This is a genomic window from Rhodococcus sp. IEGM 1351 (genome assembly GCF_030056875.1).
Taxonomy (GTDB): domain Bacteria; phylum Actinomycetota; class Actinomycetes; order Mycobacteriales; family Mycobacteriaceae; genus Rhodococcus_F; species Rhodococcus_F opacus.
Map to the genome: position 1 here is coordinate 46,557 of NZ_JASHKU010000028.1, position 26,775 is coordinate 73,331.

The 26,775-nt window shown below is 65.4% G+C and carries 24 protein-coding genes and 1 pseudogene; 12 read left to right on the forward strand and 13 right to left on the reverse strand.

All coding sequences use genetic code 11. The features are described from left to right. Positions 1-35: 35 nt before the first annotated feature. Entirely contained in the window at positions 36-1,424 is a 1,389-nt protein-coding gene (locus tag QM806_RS34180) for an MmgE/PrpD family protein (protein WP_005568069.1), read from the reverse strand. Between the two features lie 226 nt (positions 1,425-1,650). On the opposite strand from QM806_RS34180, the gene QM806_RS34185 reads away from it, so the two are divergent. Both QM806_RS34185 and QM806_RS34190 read left to right on the forward strand, forming a co-directional pair. Then, on the forward strand, positions 1,651-2,358 hold the full coding sequence (locus QM806_RS34185) for a GntR family transcriptional regulator (RefSeq protein ID WP_283294323.1): 708 nt from the start codon (positions 1,651-1,653) through the stop codon (positions 2,356-2,358). Positions 2,359-2,391: 33 nt separating this feature from the next. Further along, complete coding sequence (locus QM806_RS34190) at positions 2,392-3,558, forward strand: MFS transporter (RefSeq protein ID WP_283294325.1); 1,167 nt, start codon at positions 2,392-2,394, stop codon at positions 3,556-3,558. A 312-nt stretch (positions 3,559-3,870) separates the two neighbouring features. On the opposite strand, the gene QM806_RS34195 is transcribed toward QM806_RS34190, so the two are convergent. The 10 genes and pseudogenes from QM806_RS34195 to QM806_RS34240 all read right to left on the reverse strand — a co-directional run bounded on the left by QM806_RS34195 (position 3,871) and on the right by QM806_RS34240 (position 15,211). Beyond that, a complete protein-coding gene (locus QM806_RS34195) occupies positions 3,871-4,998 on the reverse strand; it encodes an acyl-CoA dehydrogenase family protein (RefSeq protein ID WP_283294334.1) in 1,128 nt (375 codons plus the stop codon). 94 nt (positions 4,999-5,092) lie between these two features. Continuing rightward, positions 5,093-6,937 (reverse strand): fatty acid--CoA ligase FadD11, encoded by a 1,845-nt coding sequence (fadD11, locus tag QM806_RS34200; RefSeq protein WP_005568064.1) that lies wholly within the window; start codon positions 6,935-6,937, stop codon positions 5,093-5,095. Beyond that, positions 6,934-7,905, reverse strand: coding sequence for an SDR family oxidoreductase (locus QM806_RS34205; RefSeq protein ID WP_065490757.1), 972 nt, complete (start codon positions 7,903-7,905; stop codon positions 6,934-6,936). Before QM806_RS34205 ends, fadD11 begins: the two co-directional genes overlap by 4 nt. Further along, on the reverse strand, positions 7,905-9,389 hold the full coding sequence (locus QM806_RS34210; protein ID WP_005568061.1) for an aldehyde dehydrogenase family protein: 1,485 nt from the start codon (positions 9,387-9,389) through the stop codon (positions 7,905-7,907). The genes QM806_RS34205 and QM806_RS34210 overlap by 1 nt, the downstream gene beginning before the upstream one ends. Then, the gene (locus tag QM806_RS34215) at positions 9,386-9,898 is read right to left on the reverse strand and encodes an SRPBCC family protein (protein WP_043790429.1); all 513 of its coding nucleotides are present in this window, start codon (positions 9,896-9,898) and stop codon (positions 9,386-9,388) included. Before QM806_RS34215 ends, QM806_RS34210 begins: the two co-directional genes overlap by 4 nt. Beyond that, positions 9,895-10,998, reverse strand: a complete 1,104-nt coding sequence (locus tag QM806_RS34220) for a PDR/VanB family oxidoreductase (protein WP_043790426.1) — start codon at positions 10,996-10,998, stop codon at positions 9,895-9,897. Before QM806_RS34220 ends, QM806_RS34215 begins: the two co-directional genes overlap by 4 nt. Then, the gene (locus QM806_RS34225) at positions 10,995-11,927 is read right to left on the reverse strand and encodes a metal-dependent hydrolase (protein ID WP_283294329.1); all 933 of its coding nucleotides are present in this window, start codon (positions 11,925-11,927) and stop codon (positions 10,995-10,997) included. Before QM806_RS34225 ends, QM806_RS34220 begins: the two co-directional genes overlap by 4 nt. After that, positions 11,924-13,468 (reverse strand): flavin-containing monooxygenase, encoded by a 1,545-nt coding sequence (locus tag QM806_RS34230; RefSeq protein ID WP_043790434.1) that lies wholly within the window; start codon positions 13,466-13,468, stop codon positions 11,924-11,926. The genes QM806_RS34225 and QM806_RS34230 overlap by 4 nt, the downstream gene beginning before the upstream one ends. Before the next feature lie 598 nt (positions 13,469-14,066). Then, the gene (locus QM806_RS34235; protein WP_167118570.1) at positions 14,067-14,462 is read right to left on the reverse strand and encodes a carboxymuconolactone decarboxylase family protein; all 396 of its coding nucleotides are present in this window, start codon (positions 14,460-14,462) and stop codon (positions 14,067-14,069) included. Between the two features lie 109 nt (positions 14,463-14,571). After that, positions 14,572-15,211: pseudogene (locus QM806_RS34240) on the reverse strand (HD domain-containing protein). A 59-nt stretch (positions 15,212-15,270) separates the two neighbouring features. On the opposite strand from QM806_RS34240, the gene QM806_RS34245 reads away from it, so the two are divergent. From QM806_RS34245 to QM806_RS34270, 6 genes are all read left to right on the forward strand, one after another. Continuing rightward, positions 15,271-16,323: a GlxA family transcriptional regulator gene (locus tag QM806_RS34245; protein WP_283294330.1), complete on the forward strand. Its 1,053-nt coding sequence runs from the start codon at positions 15,271-15,273 to the stop codon at positions 16,321-16,323. Positions 16,324-16,417: 94 nt separating this feature from the next. Then, positions 16,418-16,672, forward strand: coding sequence for a hypothetical protein (locus QM806_RS34250; RefSeq protein ID WP_054246775.1), 255 nt, complete (start codon positions 16,418-16,420; stop codon positions 16,670-16,672). A gap of 258 nt (positions 16,673-16,930) precedes the next feature. Further along, on the forward strand, positions 16,931-17,836 hold the full coding sequence (gene mmsB / locus QM806_RS34255; protein ID WP_005568047.1) for a 3-hydroxyisobutyrate dehydrogenase: 906 nt from the start codon (positions 16,931-16,933) through the stop codon (positions 17,834-17,836). A 68-nt stretch (positions 17,837-17,904) separates the two neighbouring features. After that, positions 17,905-18,474: an adenylate kinase gene (locus tag QM806_RS34260; RefSeq protein WP_065490741.1), complete on the forward strand. Its 570-nt coding sequence runs from the start codon at positions 17,905-17,907 to the stop codon at positions 18,472-18,474. Between the two features lie 53 nt (positions 18,475-18,527). After that, positions 18,528-20,030 carry an aldehyde dehydrogenase family protein gene (locus tag QM806_RS34265; RefSeq protein ID WP_005568045.1) on the forward strand — a complete coding sequence of 501 codons (1,503 nt, stop codon included), beginning with the start codon at positions 18,528-18,530 and terminating at the stop codon, positions 20,028-20,030. Between the two features lie 14 nt (positions 20,031-20,044). Continuing rightward, a complete protein-coding gene (locus tag QM806_RS34270) occupies positions 20,045-21,259 on the forward strand; it encodes a CaiB/BaiF CoA transferase family protein (protein ID WP_005568043.1) in 1,215 nt (404 codons plus the stop codon). Between the two features lie 83 nt (positions 21,260-21,342). Here the strand turns inward: QM806_RS34270 and QM806_RS34275 are convergent, their stop codons facing one another. Together QM806_RS34275 and QM806_RS34280 are read right to left on the reverse strand one after the other, a co-directional pair. Then, entirely contained in the window at positions 21,343-22,254 is a 912-nt protein-coding gene (locus QM806_RS34275; RefSeq protein WP_005568041.1) for a LysR family transcriptional regulator, read from the reverse strand. Then, complete coding sequence (locus QM806_RS34280) at positions 22,251-22,769, reverse strand: MarR family winged helix-turn-helix transcriptional regulator (protein ID WP_051055155.1); 519 nt, start codon at positions 22,767-22,769, stop codon at positions 22,251-22,253. Before QM806_RS34280 ends, QM806_RS34275 begins: the two co-directional genes overlap by 4 nt. A 204-nt stretch (positions 22,770-22,973) precedes the next feature. On the opposite strand from QM806_RS34280, the gene QM806_RS34285 reads away from it, so the two are divergent. From QM806_RS34285 to QM806_RS34300, 4 genes are all read left to right on the forward strand, one after another. Further along, positions 22,974-24,122 (forward strand): isobutyryl-CoA dehydrogenase, encoded by a 1,149-nt coding sequence (locus QM806_RS34285; RefSeq protein WP_054246773.1) that lies wholly within the window; start codon positions 22,974-22,976, stop codon positions 24,120-24,122. Further along, the gene (locus tag QM806_RS34290; protein ID WP_283294331.1) at positions 24,119-25,198 is read left to right on the forward strand and encodes an enoyl-CoA hydratase/isomerase family protein; all 1,080 of its coding nucleotides are present in this window, start codon (positions 24,119-24,121) and stop codon (positions 25,196-25,198) included. The genes QM806_RS34285 and QM806_RS34290 overlap by 4 nt, the downstream gene beginning before the upstream one ends. Further along, positions 25,195-25,971, forward strand: a complete 777-nt coding sequence (locus QM806_RS34295; protein WP_054248088.1) for an enoyl-CoA hydratase — start codon at positions 25,195-25,197, stop codon at positions 25,969-25,971. Before QM806_RS34290 ends, QM806_RS34295 begins: the two co-directional genes overlap by 4 nt. A 123-nt stretch (positions 25,972-26,094) precedes the next feature. Further along, entirely contained in the window at positions 26,095-26,604 is a 510-nt protein-coding gene (locus tag QM806_RS34300; protein ID WP_005564352.1) for a nuclear transport factor 2-like protein, read from the forward strand. Positions 26,605-26,775 lie beyond the last annotated feature (171 nt).

The window sequence follows — 26,775 nt, forward strand, 5'->3', positions numbered from 1 at the left end:
CCTTCCTAGTGGAGCTGGTGGGTGGGCCGTGGCGTTTATCGGGGGTCGGCGTTGCGGACCGCGGAGTCGAGGAAATCGAGGAACTCGAGGGAGTCGAAGTTCCACGACGACTCGATCAGGTTCTTGGTGCCGTCGGCGCCGATGACGGGTTCGACCAGAGCACGGGCCTTGCCTTCGAGGTCGCTGTCGGACAGCGGGTTCGACGGTTCGCCGTAGGGCTGTTCGACGCGGTGCTGGTATCGGGTGCCGTCGTTCATGACGACGGTGACATCGGCCGGGCGGCCGGACTTCGGGTATGCCGCGTCGGCGGCGTCGTCGAGGACGACCTGCACCTTGTTCATCAGTGCCTGTACCGCGATGTTCGACCGAGTGTCTTCGCTGAAGTCGGTCAGGGTCACCCCGCCGCGGAGCAACGCGACCGCGACGGTGAACGGAAGGCTCAACTGTGCTTGGAGGATGGTGTCGAGCTGTCGTCCTGCGTGCCGGGTGGCGATGGCGAACGTGCCGACGGTGACCGATGCGATGTCGGCCGGGTCGATGGTGTGGGTTTTGACCAGGTGAAGGGCGGCGTCGATTGCCCCGTGCAGGTGACGGCAGCACGGGTACGGCTTGACGTAGGTCCCGAGCAGCACCCACTCCTCCCCCAGGCCGCCCAGGAGGATCCCAGGGTCCCAATCGGTGCCCTCGACTCCCGCGTAGGCGGCGAAGTATCCGTCTTTGCCTTCGAGGATCGTGGTCGGGCCCGTCAACCCTGCCTGCGCGAGATCCGCGCTGGTGATGCCGTCACGGGCAGCCTTGCCGGGATGGAATCGTTTGATCTCCGCCGACTGGCCGAGGAATTCGAACAATCCGCTCGCATGTGAGCCGGCGATACCGAGGGTGTTCGCCACTCCGGTGACGTCGAGCTCCAGAAGTACCGCAACTGCGGCCGCGGCCCCGAAGACACCCGCAATGGCGGTGTTGTGGAAATGCCGGTTCCGGGTAGCCGGGTGACCGGCGGCAGCGATCCGGCAGGACAGTTCCATCCCGATGGCTGCCGCGGTCAGCACACGATCCCCGCTGATCCCCTTCTCCTGGGCGACCGCGAACACCGCCGGGAAGATCGCCGAGGTGGGATGCATACTGCCGGGTGTGTACCCCTCATCGGTTTCGATGCCATGCCCGTTGGTGCCGTTGATCAGGGCCGCGCCCAACGCGGAGCTCCGGCCGTGACCGATGGCGGTCGCCGTGGTGCCGGGGTACATGCGGTGCACGTGTTCGCCGACTGCCCCGGACACCGCACCCGGCGAACTGGCAACGACACCGGCAAGGTGATCGAGCAGCAGCCGCCTGACGTGGTGATCCATCCTTTCGGGCAGCGGGCGTTGCTGCTGGTCGACGATCCACTCGGCAATGTTCCAGGTCAGGCGATCAGAGGAGGTCATGGGGTCTCCATCAGTAGTTCCGGGCCGCGATCCGAGAAGCCCCGTGGAGGCTCCGATCACATCGGCGTGTCTGCGTGACTCAAGTTACATACTCTATAGAGTGTTGTCTACTATCGATAGAAAGCCACCTGAATGGGCGCATTCCGGTTCGGGCTGATAGACACTATGGAGTACAGAAAATAGAGTGGTGGTTTCGCTGCTCGGTTTGCTCCCGAAAGGAGCCGTCATGACGTCGAGTGACATGGGAGCCGCTCCTCCGGTGAGCCGGACGGAATACGTCGCCGAGCGACTGAAGCAGGACGTCGCCTCCGGCGCGATCAAACCGGGCGAACTGATCAAGCAGACCGTACTGGCCAAGCGGTACGGGGTCAGCGCCACACCCGTTCGGGAGGCGATGCGACTACTCGCGGCCGACGGGGTTCTGAGCTATTCCCCACACAAGGGCGCCTCCGTACGGGAGATGACCCCGGACACCGCCCGCGACCTGTACCGGCTGCGGACCGCCGCCGAACGTGAGGCCACCGTGATGGCGGTCGAACGGATGACACCGGCAGGGCTCGAGACCATCAGGGAAAAGCACGCCGCCCTCGACCGGGCGCAACGCGACGGCGCAGCAACCGCGGCCGACCTGTCCCTGATGAACCGGGCCTTCCACTTCGCCATCTACAGCCAGACCTCTCCCCTGGTCGTCCAGCACATCGAACTGCTGTGGTCGAGACTGACACCCAGCACCACTGTGTGGCGACACCCACCCGACGCCCACGAACTGGAAAAGGATCACGACCAGATCCTCGAGGCCATCGTGCGGAAAGACGCCCAGGCCGCTGGTGACTTCATGGCACAGCACATCCAGCGCGCCTACAAGATTCGGGAGAGCCAACCCGAACTGCGCGCGGCCGGATCGGACGAGCGCGAAGACTTCGGGAATGTCTGAGTTCGTCAGGCGCCGAATCTCTTCTACTCACTCGTGAAGTCCTGGTTCGTCTCCCTCTGCCTCGTCACCGCACTCCTACAGGCCGTATACGCGGCAGTGCGCGTGATGATCTCGTACCGAGCCCTCGAGCTCGGCGGTAACGGCGCGACCGTGGGGATCCTGACCGCGTTGTATTCGCTCGTCCCGCTGGTCGCAGCGATCCCCATCGGCCGGGCCGTGGACGGCAGGCACGCGGCCGCGGTACTGCGTATCGGCGCAGCGCTTTCCGGCGTCGCGGTCGTCGTGATCATCACCAGCACTGACCTGGTCGTGCTCGCCGCCGGCAGCATCCTGCTCGGATTCGGCCACATCCTGACCCTGGTATCCGGCCAGGGATACGTACCGCTCATGTCCTCCCCCGATCAATACGACCGCAGATTCGGCGGCCTGACCGTCTGGATCTCCGTGGGACAGTCCATCGGCATTCCGGTGGCCGGAATCATCGCATCCCGCAGCCACGAAGGACACGTCGAAACCAGCGGCGCGCTACTCGCGATGCTGGTGCTCGCGGCACTCGCAGCCACCGCGAGCCTGTCACCGCACCTTCGGACACCCAAGACCGCGACACCGCGAAAATCCGCAGCTCCCGTACGCCAGTCGACGATGGCGATGCTGTCCACCTCCGGCATGCGCCCCGCCGTCTTCAGCAGCCTGATCGTGCTGACCTCGATGGACCTGACCACCGCCTACCTGCCGGTCCTCGGGGAGCAGTACGGATTTTCCGTACTGACGGTCACCGCGATCCTGACAGCCCGCTCGATCGCCGCGATCGTTTCTCGTGTGTTCTTGACCAGACTTCTGCAATTGGCACCGCGCCGGTGGCTCCTGATCTCCGGCACACTGTGCTCGGCACTGCCAGTCGCCCTGATACCGGCTGTGCCTCAACCGATCATCGTCGGCATCCTCATGGCAGTTGCCGGCTTCTTCTGGGGCCTCGCACAGCCCCTCACTATGACCTGGGTTGCGGGACTGGTACCTCCCTCGAACCGTGCGTCGGCGCTCTCACTTCGCCTGACCGGCAATCGGCTCGGGCAAGTCCTCATCCCGCTCACCGCAGGCGCAATCGCAGGCTCCACCGGGACCGACGCCGTCTTCGTGCTGACCGGTGGGCTCCTCGCCGGCGCAGCATTCTCGACGTGGAGGGCTCTCACCCGCGAATAGCCACCGCCGGCAGCGGTAACGGTCCCGCTGATCCGGTATCGCACACCGTTCGATCCACATCTCCGCTGCGCACGGCACCTTCGACGAAGGGGGGTTCCCATGGACCCAGATGTTCGCGGCACACTGTGCCGCCACCGACCGGTCACGTCGGGCGGGCGGCCGACGTCACGGAAGTCCTCACACTCCTCGGCGATCCCACAGTCACGATCGTGCCCGTCGTCGCCCGCCGGGGTGGGAAAGACCGCCGTCGCCGCCGTGACCCAGGAACTGGTGTCATCGGCCACTACGCGAAGATGCTGGGCGGACTGGTTGCTACAGCGCTCTCGAGATCAATTCCTTCATGACCTCGTTGGATCCGGCGTAGATGCGCTGGATGCGGGCGTCGGCGTACATCTGGGCGATGGGGTATTCGAGGATGTAGCCGTATCCTCCGAACAGTTGTAGACAGCGGTCGATCACGGCGCACTGTTGATCGGTCAACCAGTACTTCGCCATCGCGGCGGTGGTGACGTCGAGTTCGCCGCGAAGGTGTTTGCCGATACAGTCGTCGATAAAGGTGCGCGATACCCTTGCGAGGGAAGCGCATTCGGCAAGTTCGAAGCGCGTGTTCTGGAGATCGAACAGTGTCTTCCCAAACATTGTCCGCGATTTGGTGTACTCGATGGTGAGGGCTACCGCGCGTTCGATCGCGGCGACGGCAGCGACGCCGCAGATCAATCTTTCCTGTGGTAGTTGCTGCATCAGCTGGACGAATCCGGCACCCTCGCGTTCTCCGAGGAGGTTGTCCACGGGGACGCGAAGACCGTCGAAGAACAGTTCAGTGGTGTCCTGCCCCTTCTGGCCCAGCTTGTCGAAGATCTGTCCGCGCGAGAATCCGGGAGTGTCGTCGTTCACCTCGGCGACGATGAGAGACACCCCCTTCGCCCCGAGCGTGGCATCGGTCTTGGCCGCGATGATGACGAGGTCACAGTTGCGACCGTTCGAGATGAAGGTCTTGGCGCCGGTGATGACATAGTCGCCCCCGTCGCGTACGGCCTTGGTAGTGATGTTTTGCAGATCTGAGCCGGTTCCCGGTTCGGTCATGGCGATGGCACCGACCCATTCACCGCTTGTGAGCTTGGGAAGCCATCGCGATTTCTGCTCGTGGCTTCCGTACGCGTTCAGGTAGTGCGGAACGATTCCCGAGTGCACACCGAGTTGCAACGAGTGGTCACCTGCCATCACCTGTTCGTGAAACAGCACGGCATCGTGGGCGAAAGTTCCTCCCCCTCCACCGAACTCCGTAGGAATCGACATACCCGACAAGCCCAGCTCACCCAGGGTGCCGTAGACCTCCTTGTCCGGAAAGCCCTGTTCGGTGAACCGGCGTTGGTGGGGGGTGACCTCTTTGGCGAAGAAGTTGCGTGCGAGTTCGGCAACTGCGTCGAGCTCGTCGTCCATCCACGGGGATGCGCCGCTTTCCGTGGTGACAGTGGAAGAAGTCAAGGGTTCGTCTCCAAAGTTGTTGCGATTAAGTCACGATGGGTTAGTGATGTCAGGTCCCGACCGGGACCTCCGACGTCCGGTCGGCGGCGGGCTCATACACACCTTGGGCGAGGAGTTCGCGGTAGAGCAGCTCGATCTCCGATGCATACTTCTCGGCGATCGGTTTACGGCGCAGCTTCATCGTCAGGGTGAGTTCGTCACCGCCCGGCTCCCAGAAGGTGGGGAGGATCAGGAAGCGTTTGACCTGCTCCACGCGAGAGAGGCCGGTGTTGGCCATCGCGACCGCGGCGGCGATCATCGTGATCATGTCGCGGTCCGCTGCCAGGGAAGCGGCATCGACCCGGATGTTCTTCGCCGCGGCGAAATTAGCCGCGGCCTCGGGGTCGAGCGAGATCAGGGCCGTGTTGTACGGCCGCGCATCTCCGATAGTGGCCACGCCGCCGATGAGCGAGGAGGTGGCCTTGATTGCGTTCTCGATGGTGGCTGGGGACATATTCTTCCCCGAGGAGTTGATGATCAGTTCCTTCTTCCGATCGACGACGGTGAGGTATCCGTCCCGGTCGATGGACACCACGTCACCGGTGGCCAGCCATCCGTCGGCGTCGACGGCGTCGGCAGTTTTGGCAGGCTCTCCCCGGTAACCCTTCATGACGAGGGGACCACGAACGAAAAGCTCACCGTCGTTCGCGACCCGCATGTCCATGCCGGGCACGATCTTGCCGACCGTTCCCAGTTTGGCGGGATCGGCCGGGGCCGCACTGGCGATGCAGGTCAGTTCCGACATCCCCCAGATCTCGGAGATCTGCAGCCCGAGCCCCGCGAAGAATGCCAGCGTGTCGGCGGGTATCGGTGCCGCTCCTGACACGGCCCATCGGAGCTTGTCGAATCCGAGTTCGGCGCGCATCGGCGCCAACACCACCGATTCTGCCTTGACGAACTCGTGTTCCAATTCTTCCGGTACGGGGAGACCTACCCGGAGCAACTCGATCCGGCGCGCGCCGACCTCGAGGCCCCACTGCAACGCGCGCCGTCGTGCGTCGTCCGGCTCGTTCGCCACCGCCCGTTCGACCGCGATTTTCAGCTTCTCCCAGACCCGCGGTACCGCGCCCCAGATGGTCGGCCGGCAGTCGGGAAGTGCGGCAGCGATCTGCCGTACGTCCGCGACCACGGTGACTTGCGTTCCGAACACCATCTGGAAGTACAGAGCCGTCATCCGATCGGCGATGTGTGCCGACGGCATGAAGGAGGTGATGCGGTCCCCGAACTCGATCGGGAGGATCCAGCACACCGCGCCGGCCTCGAACAGCAATGCGGCATGAGTCGACTCCACCCCTTTCGGGTTGCCGGTAGTGCCGGAGGTGTAGATCAGGGTTGCAACATCGTCGGGCCGCACCGAGCGCCACGCGGCGTCGAAGTCGAACTCCGGTGAGCCGAGAGCCTTCATCTGGTCCAAGGTGAGCGTCCCGGCCGGGGCAATTCCTGCCTCCGCATCGATGACGACGATCTGCTCCAGCAGTGCGCCGGATTCCCTGATTCGCTCCACGTACTGGGCCTCGCACACCACGACCTTGGCTTCGGCGTTGCCGAGAACGTATGCGATGGCAGAGGGAGGAAGCGTGTTGTAGATCGAGAACGACGTCGCCCCGACATGTAGCGCTCCGACGTCGATGGGGTAGAAGTCCACGCGATTGGCCATCATCAAGGCGACGGTGTCGCCGCGGCGGACTCCGAGTGCGGCGAATCCAGCCGCCACTTCGCGGACCTGGCTCGAGTATTGCCGCCAGGTCAACGTCTGTGAATCGCCGACCGTTCGCAGTGCGATGGCGTCCGGGTCGATGGCGGCGGTGCGTTGAAATGCTGCGCACAGGGTGTGGGGCGCTTCATCGATGGTCATGGCGTTCTCCTCGGTTCAGGACCGGCTGCTGTGGATCCACTCGGATATGTGGTGACGGGGCGTTCTTCGAGCTCGCGGATCAGTTGGTGGCATTCGGCATCGGCCGCCAGGTAGCCGTCGGCGAGCACGTTCACCAGTCCTCGTCCCAGTGCCCACGGTTGCCATGCCGCCGGAGCGAGGGTGCGTCCGGCGCGGCGAGCGATGGCATCCGCGATCACAGTCGCGGCATCCTCCGGACTGATGCGGCGGCGCAGCGGACGAGGAAGACGCGCATCGAGCCTTCTGCCGATCTCGTCGTCGTCCAGCGTTGCCCGAGCCAGTTGTGTGTCGACCATCCCGAAGTACGCGACACCCGCGGAGGCGCCGTAGCCGGCGAGTTCGAGACGGAGTGCCCGGCCGAGTTGTTCGACGGCGGCCTTGCTGATCATGTAGGACGCACCACCGAGACCGGGTGCGAAGGCCGCCGCAGACGACACCACCACGATGTGGCCGCGTCGCGTAATCACTTCGTCGATCGCCGGATGGACGGTGTTGAAGACGCCTGTGAGGTTGATGTCGATCACGCGGTCGAAGCCCGCCGGATCTATCTGGCGGAGGGTGGACGGGGGCGGGGTCACTCCGGCGTTCGCGATCACCACATCGAGCCGCCCATACCGCTCGATCACCCGGTGTACGGCTGCATCCATGCCGCGACGGTCGCGGACGTCGGCGACCAGGGTGAGGACCCGCCGTCGTCCGAGCGCGAATTCGGCCGCCGTCAGCGCGGATTGGTTGACATCGATCAGCGCGACGGTCGCGCCGCGGGCATGCAGTGCTCGCGCCGATGCCAGTCCGATACCGTCGCCGCCGCCGGTAATCAGGACCACCTTTCCGGCAACGTTGTACTCGGCGCCTCGACCGGGAAGTGGGAGTCCCAGGTCTCTCAGGGTGCGAGCGATCGTCGATCGGGTTCTGAACGTGGCCATCATCAATGCCTTCCGTGGAGCAGTCTGACGAGAACGCGCACCAGAGTGTCGATCCGCGGTGTGCGCCGAAACGTGGTGAGCGGAAGAATCGACGGGAATCGCTGCCTCGTCATCGCACGGGCAAACGTGAACTCCCTCAACCCGTCAGCGCCGTGGACCCGGCCGAATCCGGAATCACCGACACCACCCAGCGGCAGGCTGGGGACGGCGGCGTACATGACGTACGAATTGACCGACACTGCGCCGGTGCGGATTCTCGTCGCGATCTCCTCGCCGCGTCGGCGGGAGAAGATGCTCAGCCCCAATCCGTATCGGCTCGCATTGGTTCGGTCGACCGCGTCGTCCATATCCCGCACCCTGGTCACGGTCATGGTGGGCCCGAATGTCTCCTCGGTGACCGCGACACTGTCCTCCGGCACGTCCACCAGAATGGTCGGCTGCACGAGGTTGCCCTCGATGGCGTCCGGCCCTCCGAGTACGGCGCGGCCGCCCCTCCCGATCGCGTCGTCGATGTGGCGACGGATGACGTCGATGTGTGTGGGCATGGTGATGGGACCGATCTGGGCGTTCCCGCCGGAACCGGCCCGGATCGTGCGTGCACGAGTGACCACCCGATCGGCGAACGCGTCGAATACCTTTTCGTGCACGTACACCCGCTCCACCCCGAGACAGGTCTGACCGGCGTTGGAGAACCCACCCCACACGGCCGCGTCGGCCGCCGCGTCGAGGTCGCCGTCAGCATCGACGATCAAGGCGTCCTTTCCGCCGCACTCCATCAGAACCGGAGTGAGTGTCTCCGCGCACGCGGTCATCACCTGTTTTCCAGTGGCGGTGGAACCGGTGAACCCGATCTTGTCCACGCCCGATCGGCAGAGCGCGGCTCCCGTGGAGCCGTCACCCGTGACCACCTGTAGAACCGGGTGTTCCGGCACGACCTCGGACAATGCCTGGGCCAACCACACACCGACGCCCGGGGTGTACTCGCTGGGCTTGTAGACAACGGTGTTCCCGGCTGCGAGCGCGAAGGACAAAGAACCGAGCGGGGTGAAAATCGGGTAGTTCCACGGTCCGATCACCCCCACGACTCCGACGGGGAGATATTCGACGCTCGCCGATTGGTTGGCGGTGAGCAGGCTGGAGCGGACCGGGCGCCGACCCAGTACACGGGCGGCGTTCTTGGCCGCCCACGCCAGGTGTTCCGAGGCCATCGCAATTTCGAGCATCGCGTCTGCGCGCGGCTTACCCATCTCGAGGTGGGTGAGCTCCGCGAGTTCCGGTGCCCGACGGGCGATGATGCCCCGCCACGCGTCGAGTCGCCGGGCCCGTTCGTCGAATCCCAGCGACCCCCACCAGCCGGCGACCTCGCGCGCTCGGCGCACCGCGTCGTCGATGTCGTCGGCCGACCCGCGTGGGTGGGTTCCTACCACCCGCCCGGTCGCCGGACTGATCACATCGAACATGTCGGCCGCAGCCGTGGTCGTGATCATCGGCGGGTTCCCTTCGGTTCGTCGAGCGTCTTGTCGGCGAGCGCGTGCGCCCATCCCCGTGTCACCCGACGGAGGATTGGCAGGGACAGTACGAGGAATGGGGCGAACCCGGGCGTGGTGTCCATCGCAAAGGTCCAGGTGAGCCGGGTTCCGTCGGACGTCGGTTCCAGGGTGATGTCCTCGGCGAACCGGCGGAATCCGGGTCTGCTGGCGGACTCGGCGGTAAAGGTCATCCGTCTGCCCTCGTCCCAGCGGTAGAAGCGTTCCCTCAGCGCCGCGGCGCCGTGACCGAGCGTCACGGTTCTGGTGGTACCGACACCGAAGGGCCGGGACGACGTCCACTCGCTTGCCGTGATCAGCCGCGCCCACGACACCAGTGCGTCGTGTGCGGTCAACACACTCCACACGTGGTCGGTGTCCGTCGACACGTTCACGATGTGCACGAGCCGGAATCGGGCGGTCTGCAGGAACTCGTCGTCGGTGGCGGCGAGTGGGTACCAGCGCATCACAGGTCGATCACCAGCGATCCACCGGCCGAGCGGGACAGACAGACCAGCATCGAATTCTCCCGTTCGTTGTGCGTCAGGATCTTGTCGCGGTGATCGACCTCGCCGGCCAGGACGCGCACGCGACAGGTGCCGCAAAAGCCCTGCCGGCACGAGTAGGCGACACCCGGGACCTCCCGGCGGATCGCCGCGAGCGCGGTCTCGTCCGGCCCGACCGACACAGTCGTCCCTCGGCGGGCGAGTCGTATCTCGAACTCACGGCCATCGACCACCGGAAGTGGTGAGAAGCGTTCGGTGTGAAGCGATCCGGTCGGGTCGATCTCGGACATCAGCCGACGCGCGGTGGTCATCAACGGTGTCGGGCCACACATGTAGACGGCGGCACCAGGGGAAGCCGTGGCGACGATGCCGGCGACATCAGGAGGACCGAATTCGTCGTCCGGCCGGATCTCGACCTGGCCACGGGGATACCAGGCGAGTTCGTCGAGGAACGGCATGGTTTCTCGGGAGCGTCCGAGATAGACCAACCTCCATGGCAGCTCACGGTCGTGGCATCTCTTCACCATCGGCAGGATCGGAGTGATTCCGATTCCGCCCGCGACGAAGAGATACGATTCCGCGGCAACCAGTGGGAAGGCATTGCGAGGCCCCCGCACGGTGATCGGGGTCCCGGTCCGCACGGAGTCGTGGACCTCCCGCGAACCACCCAGGCCGGTGTCGATCCGACGCACCGCGATGCGGTAGGACGACAGATCGTCGGGGTCGCCGCACAGTGAGTACTGCCGTTGCTTTCCCGAGGGGAGGATCAGGTCGAGGTGCGCGCCTGGGATCCAGGACGGGAGGTCGCGTCCGTCCGGCGACACCACTGTCATGCTGACGACATCAGCTGCCTCGGTCCGCACCTCCGCAACAATCAGATTCATATCGAAGCCCCAGTGACGCACGGGCTTCGGCCTCGACAGCCACGGAGCAGCGCGACTGGCGGCGAACACGTTTCGGTACGCGACCGTCGCCCGCGCAGCCAGCCGGAGAACCCTGGAGGGTTCGAAGTCGGGCGTATCGGAGTCCGAGCCTGCGGAACTGTCCGACGTCGTCATTGTCATGAGTCGCTTTCTCGGTAGGAACGGTTGGCGGCAGGCGACTGTGCGAGGTAGCGCATCGCCACATCCATGTCACCGATCTGCGAGGGATGGAAGCTGGGACGGAGGTACGGCGGGATTTCCGTGATCAGGAATTTGATGTTGGGCACGAGCCCCCGCCTGGTTGCACGGATCAATTGCAGTGGCCAGAAGCGCCCCTTGTCCGCCGACGGATCGGTGCGGAAGAGGTAGTTCATCGATGTCAGGAACAGCAGGATGAGGGTGAGGCTGGCGATCAGTGCCGTTCGTACGCGGCGGGCGTAGCTGCCGTCGACGTACATGTAGGCGTCGAAGGCGACGTTGCGGTGCTCGACCTCCTCGGCGCCGTGCCACCGGACCATGTCGAGCATCATCGGGTGCATGCCCGCCTTCTCCAGTGCGGGGTCCGTCAGCAGCCACTCCCCCACCACGGCGGTGTAGTGCTCCATGGCGGCGAACAAACCCAGCCGCTCACACAGCCACGCCCGTTTCGCACGGCCGGACAGCCCTCGATCTCCCAGAATCCGGTCTACGAGCCAGTCCATCTTCTTCGACATCGGTTCGATGTCCATGCCCAGTTCCGCGAGGTGTTCACGGGCCCCCTTGTGCGACGCGGCGTGAGTCGCCTCCTGGCCGACGAACCCGACGACCTCCTCGTGGAGCCGCTCGTCCTCGATCAGTGGCAGCGCCTCGGCCAACGTCGCGGACATCGCGCGCTCGCCTTCGGGAAGTACCAAGTGCATGAAGTTGATGACATGCGTGGCCATCGGCTCGCCGGGAACATAGTGCAACGGCACTCCGTCCCAGGAGAACTCGACGTCACGAGCGGTGATCGCGTGCGCTTCGTCCGTGTATCGCCGCGCACCGACCGGATCGACCACAGGGTTTCGGCCTATTCGGGGAAACGACATCATCCTGCTGTCCTCACTGTCGATTTTGCCGAGGCTCCGACCCCGCTGAGGATGTATTGGTCGAGGTCCGCCCGCCGGGTCCGCGCGCGGAAGCGGCGGTTGAACCCCGGGTAGAAGGTGAAGTTGCGGCCCTCGCCGCTGAGGTAATAGCTGGTGCACCCACCGGTGTTCCACACCGAGGTCTGTAGCCTCTTGTCGACCTCGTCGACGAATGCCTGCTGAACCTCGGGGCGGACGTCGATACTCGCCGCCCCCTGCGCGTTCATTTCCTGCAGGCAACTGAGGATGTACGCAATCTGAGCTTCGATGGTCACAACCTGCGAGGTGTAGACGACGGAATTGGGGCCGAGCAACATGAAGAAGTTGGGGAATCCACTGATTGTGGTGCCGAGATAGGCTCGGGCATTGCCGTTCCACGCCTCGGCCAGGGTACGACCGTCGCGCCCTCGCACCACATCGAACGCGGGATTGTCGGTCAGCCGGAAGCCCGTTCCCATCACGATCGTGTCGACCTCGTGGAGAGCGCCGTCCTCGGTGACGATCCCGTTCGATCGCACTTCACGAATTCCGTCGGTGACCACGTCCACATTCGGCTGCGCGAGCGCCGGATAGAAGGAGTTGGAAAACGTCGGTCGTTTACAACCGAACGCATAGGTGGGCGTGAGTTTTGTCCGCAGCTCCGCGTTGCGGACCTGGCGGCGCAGGTGGGCGCGGCCGAGCGCCGCCAGCCCTTTCAGCAGCGCCGGCTTGTACACGAAACCCGGAACCATCGCCTCTTGGACCAGATCGAGACCGGCCCGCGCCAGCCGCTGGGCAACAGGTACCCGCGCGAACAATCTCTGTGGCCATCCGGTCATCGGTTGGTCGGGGTGCGGAAGTATCCACGTCGGGGTCCGCTGGAACACCGTCATCGAACCGACGCTCGGCTGAATTCGGGGGATGATCTGCACCGCAGAGGCACCGGTTCCGATCACCGCGACCCTTTCCCCGGCGAGATCGTGCTCGTGGTCCCAGGCGGCGGAGTGAAAGACAGCGCCCTGGAAGCTCGCCAGTCCGGGAAGGTTCGGTACCGCCGGTTCACTGAACGGGCCCATCGCCCCGACCAGAATCCGCGCCTCCCAGTTTCCATGACTGGTGGTCACGTGCCACGCCTGCGAGTCGTCGTCCCAGGTCGCGTCTTGCACGTCATGACCCATCCGCAGGTGCGGGACGATGCCGAAGTTCTCAGCGCAGGCGCGCAGATAGTCGTGGATCTCCTGCTGCAGCGGGTAGAGCCTGGTCCAGTTCGGGTTGGGAGCAAAAGAGAATGAATAGAGGATCGAGGGGATGTCGCATTGCGCTCCCGGGTAGGTATTGACCCGCCACGTTCCGCCGATGTCCTCCGCACGGTCGAGCACGACGAAGTCGTCGATGCCGGCTTGTTTCAGTCTGATCGCAGTTCCCAGCCCACCGAATCCCGCGCCGACGATGAGTACGTCGACCCTTTCGGGTGCCTGATCGACGTTGTCGACCGGAAGTTCCACCGGTATTGCAGACCTGACCATTCGGGCGCCCTCCTCGTTGATGCCGCGCATGCCGAAGACACTAGAACTGACATCACACGCTGTCAACAGCGGTCGATGTCAACATTCACAAGACGCCGCACGCAGCCACACGATCTGATTCGGCACGTCGTCCGCGCCTTCACCGACTACATCGCACGATCGGCGTCGCGGAAAGAACATGTTCGTCGAGTCGCAGACCGTCCCGGAGCTCGCGCAGCGGGGCGAGCAACTCGTCAAGGAATGCACGGCCGGTCGCGGCATCGCTCGGCAGGCTGAGCGGCGACGAAGCACGCGACAAGGTCACCACTCAACTCCACTCGACAGCGATCTTCGACGCTCTCTCCTTCCTTCGCCAGCACTGGCTCACCGGAAACTCTCGAATCTCCAAAAGCTTCGTCGTAGGGCATGTTTCGTTGGCGATCGATCCCAGGTCGACCTCAACAGCGCGTCGGATCCAACCACACATGGTTTCCCATCCGCTTGGATGAGGGTGCGGCAGCGCTTTCGGTGGATTTCGTTCAGAGGGCGAGCTGGTCGTCGCAGGCCCTTCCGAGAGCCGGCCCTCGGCGACAGCGCCGAGGGCCGAGGGCCGAGAACTTTACGGCGCAACCGGGTAGTGACTGGTGATCGCGACCCGATTCCAGGCGTTCATCACGGTTGCCAGCCAGCTGATCGCGGACACCTGCTCATCTGTGAGGGAGCCGTCATCCCAGGTTCGCCGTTCCGGAACGGCGAGAGCGGTGACCTGTTCGGCGAGAGCGAGAGCCGCGCGCTCCTGGTCGCTGAAATACTGCGACTCCCACCACGCTGCGACGACGGCCAGTCGATCCGTCGTCTCTCCCTTGGCGAGGGCGTCGCGGGTGTGCAAGCGAAGGCAGAAGGCGCAGCCGTTGAGTTGGGAGACGCGGATCTTCACCAACTCCACTTCCGCGTCCAGCGTCGTCAGGCTCCGATAGACGGACGGGTGCTGCTTGCCGAGATTCACGCTGGTCATGACGTTCCTTCTGAGTAGGTTGTCGAATGGTTGTGGGTCCGGGCGCCCGCACCGATGGTGCTGAACGAGGTTGCCTGAAGATCGCGCGCTGTCTTCCGGTGCGTCCCGGTCATGCAGACCACGGCGACCCCGTGATGCGATCAACCATGCTCATGCTGCGGAAGCCGGGAACGAAGTGGTCCAGTACGTCGGCATTGACGGTGCCGTAGGTGGTGTCCGGCCGGTGGCTGAGCCCGTCGACGAAGGCACGCAGAAATTCGTTCTTTGAAGTCACCCCGCGGATGGACAGCGGTGATCTCCTCGACCCGGTCCGGGTTCAGTCCGGCCAGACCCAGCCCGACCACATCGGTGAGGACGCCGAAGTGGGTGGCGGCGACTTCGTCCCCCATCCGGCCGGGAATCCCGGGTGTGGTGTGCAGCGCGATCGCCGTCCAGACCACCTCGGCGGCGGCAGCGGAGAAACCGCGGTCGAGCAGAAACTTGCGAGCATGATCGGCCCCATCGAGCTCGAACCGCTGCTCGACATCCGAGAAGGGCGTGAGGAGGCCAGTGTCGTGGAAGAGGGCAGAGAGGTAGAGCAGCTCAGGGTCTGGCTGCAGGCCGAGCTCGCGAGCCTGGAGTGTGCTGAAGAGGAACACGCGCCGTGAGTGATGGAAGATCAGGGGGCTCGTCGTATCCTGGACGAGGCGAGTGGCTTCGGCTGCCGCCTGTGTCTCGGGAATCTCTACTCCTGCGATGATCTCGGTCATGGGCCCTGCACTTTTAGGTTTCGATGTTGTAGAACAGACGATGTGTCCGTCCCTCTACGGTGCCGAACATCGAGGGTCCGGCGCCGCCTCGGTCCGGCCATGAATCACCCGAATTCGGACAGGCGGTGAGCGTGCGTACGAGCCCCCACCCGCATCGGGTCGCGGTCCTGGTCTACGACGGGGTGAAGCTGCTCGATGTCGCCGGCCCCGCCGAGGTGTTCGCGGAGGCGAATCGATGCGGCGCCGACTACCAGATCGTGTTGTTGTCGCCGACCGGTGCCGGTGTTGCGTCGTCTATCGGGACAAAGATCTCCGTCGACGGCGACGCAGGATCGGAACCGGCACCCGACACCTTCCTCGTGGCCGGCGGCGACATCTACCCGCGAACCGCCATCGCCCGCGACCTCGTCGAGGCAACGGGCACGCTCGCAACGCGATCTACTCGGGTCGGCTCCATCTGCACAGGCGCGTTCATCCTCGCGGCGGCCGGCCTCCTGGAGGGCAAACGCGCGACCACGCACTGGAAAGTCGCACACGAACTTGCCGCCCGGCACCCGACAACCCTCGTCGAACCCGACTCGATCTATGTTCGCGACGGCACCACGTACACGTCCGCGGGCGTGAGCGCCGGCATCGACCTGGCGCTGGCGCTGGTCGAGGAAGACCATGGCCCCGATCTGACGCGCGACGTCGCCCGACGCCTGGTGGTCTACTTGCAGCGCGCGGGCGGACAATCGCAGTTCTCTGCCCCACTCCAAGGCCCACCGCCGCGCACACCAGCCCTCCGCCGAATTGTGGATCTGGTGACGGCGGACCCCGCCGGGAAGCATTCGCTCGCCGAACTCGCCGGACACCTCAACGTGAGCCCTCGACACCTCACGCGACTCTTTCGAACCGAGCTGTCCACCACACCTGCCCAGTATGTCGAGCTGGTCCGATTCGACATGGCAAAGGCGCTGCTCGACCAGGGGCACAACGCAACACAGGCAGCATCACTCGCCGGCTTCCCGAGCTACGAGAGCCTACGAAGAGTCTTCGTGCGGGAGCTGTCGATGTCACCGGCTGCCTGCCAACGCCGCTTCGGCACCGCGCACCGCGCCGACGCGGGGTAGTCCGACGGGGTGTGCGATTGCCGTACCCGGTCATTCCTGTCGTTGTGCAACGCGCGAAGAGCCGGCGCCGATACACCGACCAGAGGTGAGGACCGTGGTCGAGCACATCGCCGCCCGGCAGGACGTACGCGAGTTCCGGCGGGCCCTGGACGAGCTGTTCGCGTTCCTGCTCGACAACGACGACCCCTACACGCCGGAATGGGACCGCGCCCGGCTTCACCGGCTGACTACCCAGGTACAGGAAGCGACCGCCACGCTGAGGTGGGGCGGGCTGCGAGTGGATTACCTCGGATTCGGGAGCATGGAAATCTCCGTCGACCTCGGCCCACCGCCCAACGGTCCCAGGTGATCGCCCCTTCCGACGAAGATGGCGGTTTCGGGTCTGCTGTCGGCGCGCGGTGATGCAATATTGCACATCCCCATTGCAGGTTAGGTGATTCCCCCGGCCTCCATACCCGGGCACACTTGTATTCGTCCCCGCCGGAAACTGCGCGAAGCGAAGAGATTCCCGGGGTCTATCCCATGGGCTCGTCCGAGTCGACGTCACCTGCCGGCATCGACTCGGACTGCGCGTTGAACGTCGGTTACCACACCGCTAGGAGTACAGATGAGCAAGATCGCTTTCCTCGGCCTCGGAAACATGGGCTTGGGTATGGCCACGAATCTGGTGCGCAACGGCCACACAGTCATCGGATTCGACCCCTCCCCAGCGGCATCCGAGATGGCGTCATCACACGGAATCGACTCTGCTGCATCTCCTGTCGATGCAGCGGAGCGTGCCGACGTGATCATCACCATGCTGCCCAGCGGCAAGCACGTGCTCGACGTCTACGCCGACCTGGTCCCGGCCACATCGCAGGGAACCCTCTTCCTCGACTGCTCGACGATCGATGTCGGCGACGCGCGAGCCGCCGCTGAACTGGCTGTCGGCGCCGGGCATCAGGCGGTGGACGCCCCGGTGTCCGGAGGCACGGTCGCCGCGGACGGCGGAACGCTCACCTTCATGGTCGGCGGCCCGGCCGACGCGGTGGACCGAGCAAGCTCACTGCTCGACGCCATGGGGTCCCGTATCGTCCGATGCGGCGACTCCGGAGCAGGTCAGGCTGCGAAGATCTGCAATAACATGGTCCTGGGGATCTCCATGATCGCCGTCAGCGAAGCCTTCGCGCTTGGCGCAAAGCTGGGCCTGACCGACCAGGCACTGTTCGACGTCTCGTCGACCGCGTCCGGTCAGTGCTGGGCGTTGACCACGAACTGCCCGGTTCCCGGACCGGTTCCGACCAGCCCCGCCAACCGCGACTATGCCGGCGGGTTCGCGAGTGCATTGATGCTCAAGGACCTCCGACTCGCGCAGTCCGCAGCGACGGACAACGGTGTCGAAACGACGCTCGGACGGCGCGCCACCGAACTCTACGAACAGTTCGTCGCCCAGGACGGCCCAGGCCGTGACTTCTCTGCGATCGTGACGGCAATCCGTGCCGGTGCATATGACGTGCAGGCACAACAGTCGTAGCCCCTCCCACGTAGACCTCGCCCCGTGCCGCGGGAGTGAGACGCTGCTCGATGTGAAAGGAATTCGTTGTGCGCATCATTCTGACAGGGCCGCCGGGAGCGGGTAAAGGCACACAGGCGCAGTCGCTTTCGACGGCGCTGCAGCTCCCCCACATCTCGACCGGCGATCTGTTCCGCAGCCACATCGCACAGAGCACGGAACTGGGGCGGACGGCGAAATCGTTCCTCGATGCCGGCGAACTGGTCCCGGACGAGGTCACCATCGGGATGGTCGCGGAGCGCCTCGCGGCCGACGACACGGCCACAGGATTCATTCTGGACGGCTTCCCCCGCACCGTGGTTCAGGCGATCGCCCTCGATGAGCTCCTTGGCCGACAGCTGAGCCAGATCGACGCCGTCCTGGACTTTTCGATAGCGGACGATGCAGTCGTCGAACGGATGCTGGCCCGTGGCCGCGCCGACGACACCGAGGACGTCATTCGTCGACGTCTGCGGGTCTATCACGACGAGACCCGACCGCTGCTCGACTACTACTCGCCGCTTCTGCTGGCCGTCGATGCGGAAGGTGAGGTCGACGAGGTCTACGCCCTCGCGATCGGCGCGCTGTCCGAGCGCGGAAGCGTCGCTCCGTCCATCTGAACGCTGTTCCCTGCACCCCAGCAGAGCCATCCGTATATCAAGGAGATTCCGACATGACCTCCACGCAAACCTCACTCGCTGAGCTCCATATTCCCGAGGCCCGCGACTACCCCATGTTCGTCGACGGGGCCTGGGTGGACGCCAGTTCCGGTCAGTGGAGTGAGGTGACCACCCCGATTCTGCGTGAGCACGTGATCGGCCGTGTCCCGTCCTCGAGCACCGAGGACGTCGATCGCGCGGTGCGTGCTGCGCAGAAAGCCTTCCCTCGGTGGCGGTCTCAGCACTTCACGGCGCGAGGCCGGATCCTGAGCCAGATCGCCGACGCCATCGACGCGCGCGCCGAGGAACTGGCCCGCCTCACCGCCCTCGATACCGGCAATGCGCTGCGCACCCAGGCACGCCCCGAGGTCGCCACCCTGGCGAACCTGTTCCGGTACTTCGCCGGTGTCGCCGGCGAGATCAAGGGCACGGTTCTCCCCGCCGGCGACGATCAGCTCCAGTACTCCCGCCAGGAGCCCCTCGGCGTCATCGGATGCATCCTGCCCTGGAACTCCCCGCTGATGATCGCCGGATTCAAGATCCCCGCCGCCCTCGTCGCGGGAAATACCGTCGTGGTCAAGGCGGCCGAGGCGGCTCCGCTGAGCGTGTTGCTGCTCGCCGAGATCTGCGCCGAACACCTGCCGGGCGGTGTGCTCAACGTCCTCACCGGATCCGGCAGGGTGGCCGGTGAAGCACTGGTCCAGCACCCGGACGTCGACAAGATCTCCTTCACCGGCTCGACCGAAGTGGGACGTCATGTTGCCCGTGAGGCCGGTGGCCGGTTGGCACACGTCTCCCTCGAACTCGGCGGCAAGAACCCCTCGATCGTATTCCCCGACGTGGACATCGACGACGACTTCATCAATCAACTGCTGCTGTCGACCCGGGTACACCGGCAGGGACAGAGCTGCACCGCCGGTTCCCGGTTGTTCCTGCACCAGGACGTCTACGACGAGGTCCTCGACCGGCTGGTGAACACCCTGGCCGGGCTGAAGGTCGGGAATCCGCTCGCCGAGTCCACGGACATGGGCGCCATCGTCAACGACAAGCAGTTCGCCTCGGTCTGCGGGTTCCTCGACGACGGCCTGAGCTCGACCAAGGTTGCCACCGTCCTCGACGGCTCACCGGACAAGCTCGGCAACTCCGACGGCTACTACATGGGCCCGACCGTGTTCTCCGGCGCCGACAACTCCTGGCGCCTGTCCCGTGAGGAGATCTTCGGGCCGGCGCTCGTCGCGATCCCGTGGAACGACCACTCCGACGTCATCGACATGGCCAACGACTCGCACTACGGTCTGGCCGCCTACGTGTGGACCCACAATCTCGATCTGGCGCTGTCCACCGCCCATGCCCTCGAAACCGGGTGGGTGCAGGTCAACCAGGGCGGCGGCCAGATGGTCGGCCAGTCGTACGGCGGATACAAGCAGAGTGGCCTCGGCCGCGAAGTGTCGCTCGAGGGCATGATCGCCGGATTCACCCAGACCAAGCAGGTCAACGTGCGCCTGCGCACACTCTGAGAAGGGAGCGCACCATGACTGTCGGACCACTCAATGACATCCTCGTGCTCGACCTCTCCCGGGCGCTGGCCGGGCCGATCGCCGCGATGATGCTCGGTGACCTCGGTGCCCGGGTGATCAAGGTCGAAGCCCCGGGCACCGGCGACGACTCCCGCACCTGGGGGCCGCCGTTCGTCGGGCCGGCCGACGACCCGCAGTCGTCGTACTTCATGTCGGCGAACCGGAACAAGGAATCGATCGTGCTCGACCTCAAATCCGAGCACGGTAAGGATGCGCTCCGTCGCCTGGTTCGGCGGGCGGACGTGCTGATCGAGAATCTGCGGCCGGGCGCGTTCGACCGGCTGGGCTTTCCGGCCGACGTACTCGAGGAGCTCAACCCGCGGCTGATCACGTTGTCGATCACCGGCTTCGGGCACGACGGCCCGGAGGGATCCCGCGCCGGCTACGACCAGATCGCCCAGGGCGAGGCCGGGCTGATGTCGGTGACCGGTGACCCCGACGGGGAGCCGACGCGGATCGGAGTCCCGGTCGCCGACGTCCTCGCCGGTGTCCACGGCGCCACGGGAGTCTCGGCCGCACTGGCCTCGAGGGAAAAGACCGGCAAGGGCATGGTCGTCCGGACGTCCCTGTTGGCCGCCGCGATCAGCGCCCACACCTTCCAGGGCACCAAGTGGACGGTCGGTGGGCAGGTCGCGCAGCGGTCCGGTAACCACCACCCGCAGATCGCGCCGTACGGAAGCTTCCGCTGCGCCGACGGATACGTTCAGATCGCGGTCGGCAGCGAGGCGATCTGGGCGAAATTCGCTCCGGTGGCCGGGCTGTCGGCGGACGATCCACGATTCACGGTCAACCGGGACCGGGTCGCGAACCGCGACAAGCTGATCACCGCAATCGAGGCCGACTTCGCCCGACGTCCTCGGGCTGACGTCCTCGCCGCGCTCGAGGCCGCGGGTGTTCCCGCCGGGTCGATCCGCACCATCGACGAGGTCTACGAATGGGAGCAGACCCGCAGCCAGGGCCTGCTCCTCGAGGTCGAGCATCCCGTGGTGGGGCCGGTGCAGTTGCCGGGTCCGTCCCTGCGGATGGAAACGGCCGGCGGTGAGTCGCTGGTGCGGTCCGCGCATGTTGCGCCGCCGGTGCTCGGACAGCACACCGAACAGATTCTCGACTGGCTCGACTCGGTCGACGCCACCGATCCGCTCGATGCGATGGTGCCCGCGCAGGCGTGAACTCGGTGAGAGTCCGACTGGCACACCGGGGCGGTGTTGCAGGAGTCTGCCTCCTGCAACACCGCCCCGGGTGCGCCGGGAACCTACACAGTGGGGACCAGTTCGTCTCGCCGACTGCGCGCCTCTTCCTGAATCGCTTGCCGGACGGCCTGGACCGCCGGATTGGTGAGGCTTTCGCGGCGCGCGGCCAGGGAGAAGGCAAGGCGAACATCGACGGCCTCCGGCAAGATCCTGCGCAGATCGGTGTGCTGGTCCGCCATGAACGCCGGCAACAGCCCGATGCCACCGCCGGAACGCGTGGCAGCGACATGAGCGAAGATGTTGGTGGACATGAACTTTGCAGCGACACCGGGCAGATGCCGGCTCAGGTCGAGATCGCCGACCTGCAGCAAGGAGTCGACGAAGAAGACCAGCGGGTGCGCTGTCAGCTCGTCCAGGCTGCCGGGTTCGCCGTGCTCACGGAAGTATCCTTCGCTGCCGTACAACCCCAGCGAGTACTGGCAAACACGTTCGGAGACCAGCCGACTGGTGATCGGTGTGCCCACCGCGACAGCGAGGTCGAACCCTGATTGGTACAGATTCAGTTGCCTTGTATCCGTGATCAACTCGACGACAAGGTGCGGGTGACTCATCCGCAGCTTGGCCAATGCGGGAGCGACGAACAACGACCCGAATCCGTCCGGAGCGGTGATCCGGATGGTTCCCCGGAGTGGATTCTCACTGATACCGAGGACTACGTCGGCGGTTTCCTGAACGGCTTCCTCGATCAGTCGCGCCTTCTCCGCGATCGATCGGCCGACATCGGTCAGCTCCCATCCGTCGGCACTGCGCTGCAGCAGACGGACACCCAGGACCTTCTCGAGCGCACGCACACGCCTCGAGACGGTGGTGTGGTCGACGCCCAGGTCCAGCGCCGCGGATTGGCGGCGTCCGGTTCGCGCGACGGCGAGCAGGTACCGAAGGTCATCCGAGCGGATGTTCCGGACGTCGATCACGGCCGGCCTCCCGGTAGGTCGGCCGCCGTGGTGTGGTGTCCGCCCCGTGCGGCGGTCGATGCACGCCGGGTTGCGGAGAGTAGCTGCTGCAGGTCCTCGTGGAGACGGCGCATGACCTTCGGGTCCGCGAGGGCGACGGCATCGAGGGCGCGGGTCGCCGAGGTTGCCACCTCGCGACCCTTGTCGGTGATCGTGACGAGGGTCGAACGGCGATCGGACCGATTGATCGTCCGTAAGGCCAACCCGGAACCTTCGAGCCCTTCGATCAGCGTTCCGATGGTGGTGGGATGCCTGTCGAGAGCACGGACGATCCGCACCATGGGTAGTGGGGCGTTCGCGGCGATCATCATGGCCAAGACCTCGTACCGGGCGAACGACAGTCCGAGTGGTCGCAACGTGGAGTTGAGTTGATGGGTGATCAGCTTCTGCGTCTGCAGTACGGCGGCGATCAGCGATGTATACGGCGGCACAGATTCGGCAGCCGGCGCCGAGTGGGGTGGTTGCGCAGTGGCCACCGGAAGCCTCCTAGTTGTCCGGAATGAGCATCGAATGAACGCCCTGAGTGTGTATTTCGCGAAACTCGCGTTTGGCGACGGGACTGTGTCGGCACTTCCCGTGTCGAAGTGTTTCGGTTTGGAGTGGGTCACACCCATTGGCAATTTACATGGATATCCAACTATAGTACTTCCAACTTCTCCGATCTGAAAGGGTCGATTCATATGTTCACCTTGACCGATGACGAGCGGGCGATCAGCGACACTGCCCGTGACTTCGCGGCCGAGCATCTCGCGCCGCACGCTGTGGAGTGGGATCAGGCCAAGCATTTCCCGGTGGATGTCCTGCGTAAGGCGGCGTCGCTGGGGATGGGTGGGATCTACATCCGCGAGGATGTGGGTGGGTCCGAGCTGACTCGTGTCGACGCGGCCCGCATCTTCGAGCAGCTCGCGAAGGGGTGCCCGTCGATCGCCGCGTACATTTCGATCCACAACATGGTCACCTGGATGATCGACCGGTTCGGCACCGAGGAGCAGCGGCGCGCGTGGGTGCCGGGGCTGTGTTCGATGGATCAGCTGGGCAGTTATTGCCTGACCGAGCCGGGTGCCGGTTCGGATGCGGCGGCGTTGAGCACGAGGGCGGTCCGGGACGGCGACGACTACGTGCTGACCGGGGTCAAGCAGTTCATCTCCGGTGCCGGCACCTCGGATGTGTACGTGGTGATGGCCCGCACCGGGGAGAGCGGGCCGCGGGGGATTTCGGCGTTCATCGTCCCGAAGGGGTCGCCGGGTCTGTCGTTCGGGCCGAACGAGGTGAAGATGGGCTGGAACGCCCAGCCCACCCGGCAGGTGATCTTCGAGGACGTGCGGGTGCCGGCGGCGAATCTGCTCGGTTCCGAGGGTGGTGGTTTCCGGATCGCGATGGCCGGCCTGAACGGTGGCCGGCTCAACATCGCGGCGTGCTCGGTGGGCGGCGCGCAGACCGCGTTGGAGCGGGCCGTCGCCTACCTGACGGACCGGAAGGCGTTCGGGTCGCCGCTGATCGACTCGCAGGCGCTGCAGTTCCAGCTCGCCGACATGCGCACCGAACTGGAGGCGGCCCGCACCCTGCTGTGGCGGGCGGCGGCGGCGCTCGAGGACGGCGCCCCCGATGTCGTCGAGCTGTGTGCGATGGCGAAGCGGTTCGCCACCGACACCGGTTTCGAGGTCGCCAACCGGGCGCTGCAACTGCACGGTGGGTACGGCTATCTTGCCGAGTACGGAATCGAGAAGATCGTCCGCGACCTGCGGGTCCATCAGATCCTCGAGGGCAGCAACGAGATCATGCGGGTGGTCATCGCCCGCAGCGTCATCGGAAACAGAGGAGCGGCATGACCGACGCGGTACCCACGGAACCGGACGTTCTGATCGAGAAGCGGGGCGGGCTGGGCCGGATCGTGCTCAATCGGCCCCGGGCGATCAACGCCCTCAATCACGGCATGGTCCGGCAGATCGCGGCGGCCCTGGCCGAATGGTCCGGCGACGACACGGTCCGCGCGGTGGTGATCACCGGTGCCGGGGAGCGGGGCCTGTGCGCGGGCGGCGACATCGTGTCGATCTACCACGACGCGAAGGACGGGGGCACCGGTTCGCGGGAGTTCTGGCGCGAGGAGTACCTCCTCAACGCGGCCATCGCGCGCTACGGCAAGCCGTACGTGGCGATCATGGACGGCATCGTGATGGGCGGTGGGGTCGGGGTGTCGGCGCACGGCAGCGTGCGGATCGTCACCGAACGGTCGATGATCGGGATGCCCGAGACCGGGATCGGTTTCGTCCCCGACGTCGGCGGCACCTACCTGCTCGCCCGCACCCCGGGCGAGTTGGGCACCCACATCGCCCTGACCACCGCCCGGCTCAGTGCCGGCGACGCGATCGCGTGCGGGTTCGCCGACCACTTCATCCCGTCGGAGAAGATCGAGCAGTTCATCGACGCGTTGTCGACGACGTCCGTTCAGGAGGCGCTCGGCGCGTTCACCGAACCGGCACCGGTCTCGGAGTTGCTGGGCCAGCAGGGCTGGATCGACGCCGCGTACTCCGCCGACAGTGTCGCCGACATCGTCGCCCGGTTGCGCGGCAGTGGGGTGCCCGAGGCTCAGAAGGCGGCCGAGCAGGTGCGCTCGAAGTCGCCGACCGCGTGCGCGGTCACCCTGACATCGCTGCGCCGCGCCCGGCAGGCCGGCAGTCTCGAGGAAGTCCTCGACGACGAATTCCGGGTGTCCGTCGCCTGCCTGAACTCGCCCGACCTCGTCGAGGGCATCCGGGCGCAGGTCGTGGACAAGGACCGCAACCCGCAGTGGTCGCCCGCCACCATCGAGGAGGTCGACCCGGCGCAGGTCGACGCGTTCTTCGCACCACTCGGCGACCTCGAACTCGGGCTCACCCCACCCACCACCACCGGAGAAGACCAGTGACCGACTACGACACCATCCTCCTCGACCGCAAAGGCCGGGTCGGGATCATCACCCTCAACCGCCCGAAAGCACTCAACGCGTTGAACACCCAGCTTCTACGCGAAATCGTCTCCGCCGTCGAAGAACTCGACTCCGACAGCGATGTCGGCGCCATCCTCGTCACCGGCTCCGACCGCGCGTTCGCCGCCGGCGCCGATATCAAGGAAATGCACACCAAGTCGTACATGGACGTCTACCTGGACGACTTCTTCTCCATCGGCGACCGCATCGCCGCCGCACGCACACCCATCATCGCCGCAGTGGCGGGATACGCCCTCGGCGGCGGCTGCGAGTTGGCGATGATGTGCGACATCCTCCTCGCCGCCGATACCGCCAAGTTCGGTCAGCCCGAGATCAAACTCGGCGTCATCCCCGGCATCGGCGGCTCACAACGACTCACCCGCGCAATCGGCAAGGCGAAGGCCATGGAACTGTGCCTGACCGGCCGCACCATGGACGCCGAGGAAGCCGAACGCGCCGGACTCGTGTCCCGCATCGTCCCTGCCGCCGACCTGTTCGACGAAGCACTGCAGACCGCCACCACCGTCGCCGAGATGTCACTGCCCGTCGCGATGATGGCGAAGGAAGCAGTCAACCGGGCATTCGAGACCACCCTCACCGAAGGGATCCGCTTCGAACGGCGGGTCTTCCACTCCACCTTCGCCACCGAGGACCAGAAGGAAGGCATGGCCGCGTTCGTGGAGAAGCGCACGCCGGAGTTCACACACCGCTAGACCCCGACGTTCGCCCCGCACCGGGCTCCGGTGCGGGGCGATGGTCGAAATACCGGTGTCACACCAACCAGCTTCACCGAATTCGGTCTAGTTCCGCTCCTGCGTGGAAGTAAACTCGGCAACGTGAAGGCGCCCATCGCCGACCTCGAGGACTTCGCCGCACTGGAACCATTCTTTCGGATCATCGAACAGGGCCTGGACGGACTCGACGAGCCCGGACACTTCTTCGACCTCCTCGCAGAAGACATCACCGTCGACTACGTGATCGCCGTTCCCGGGTACCCGCGGCACATCGAGGGCCGTTCCGCAGTCGCCGAGCTATACCGCCCCTACGGCACCACCATCGTTCTCGACCGCTGCTTCGATCTGACCGTCCACCACGACACGACCACCGGAGTCGTGGTGCTCGAGTACGCCTCCGAAGGCCACGCGGTGGGCATCGATACGCCAACAGATACATCTCCGTACTCACACTCCGCGACGGCGAAATCGCGCACTGGCGGGACCACCTCGACCCCACCGCTGTATTCGACGCCCTCGGCTGGCCATCACACTGACCGCCCGCCCGGGCACCTTCAGACACCCCCACCGCATCCCCATCTGGCCACCGCTCCCGAACTCGACCTGAGCTGAGCTGAATTCGTCGGACTGATCGCGCGAGCCGTGGCCGGTCCAGGCGGGTTATAGCCAGGACGTCGTCCTCACGTCATCGCTGCAGCACCAGATCGAGTTGGGCCGCGAGGCTTTCGCCCCGCCCGCGTGGTCGACATGGATGTTCTGCGGTCACCCCGGCGCGGCGCAGCG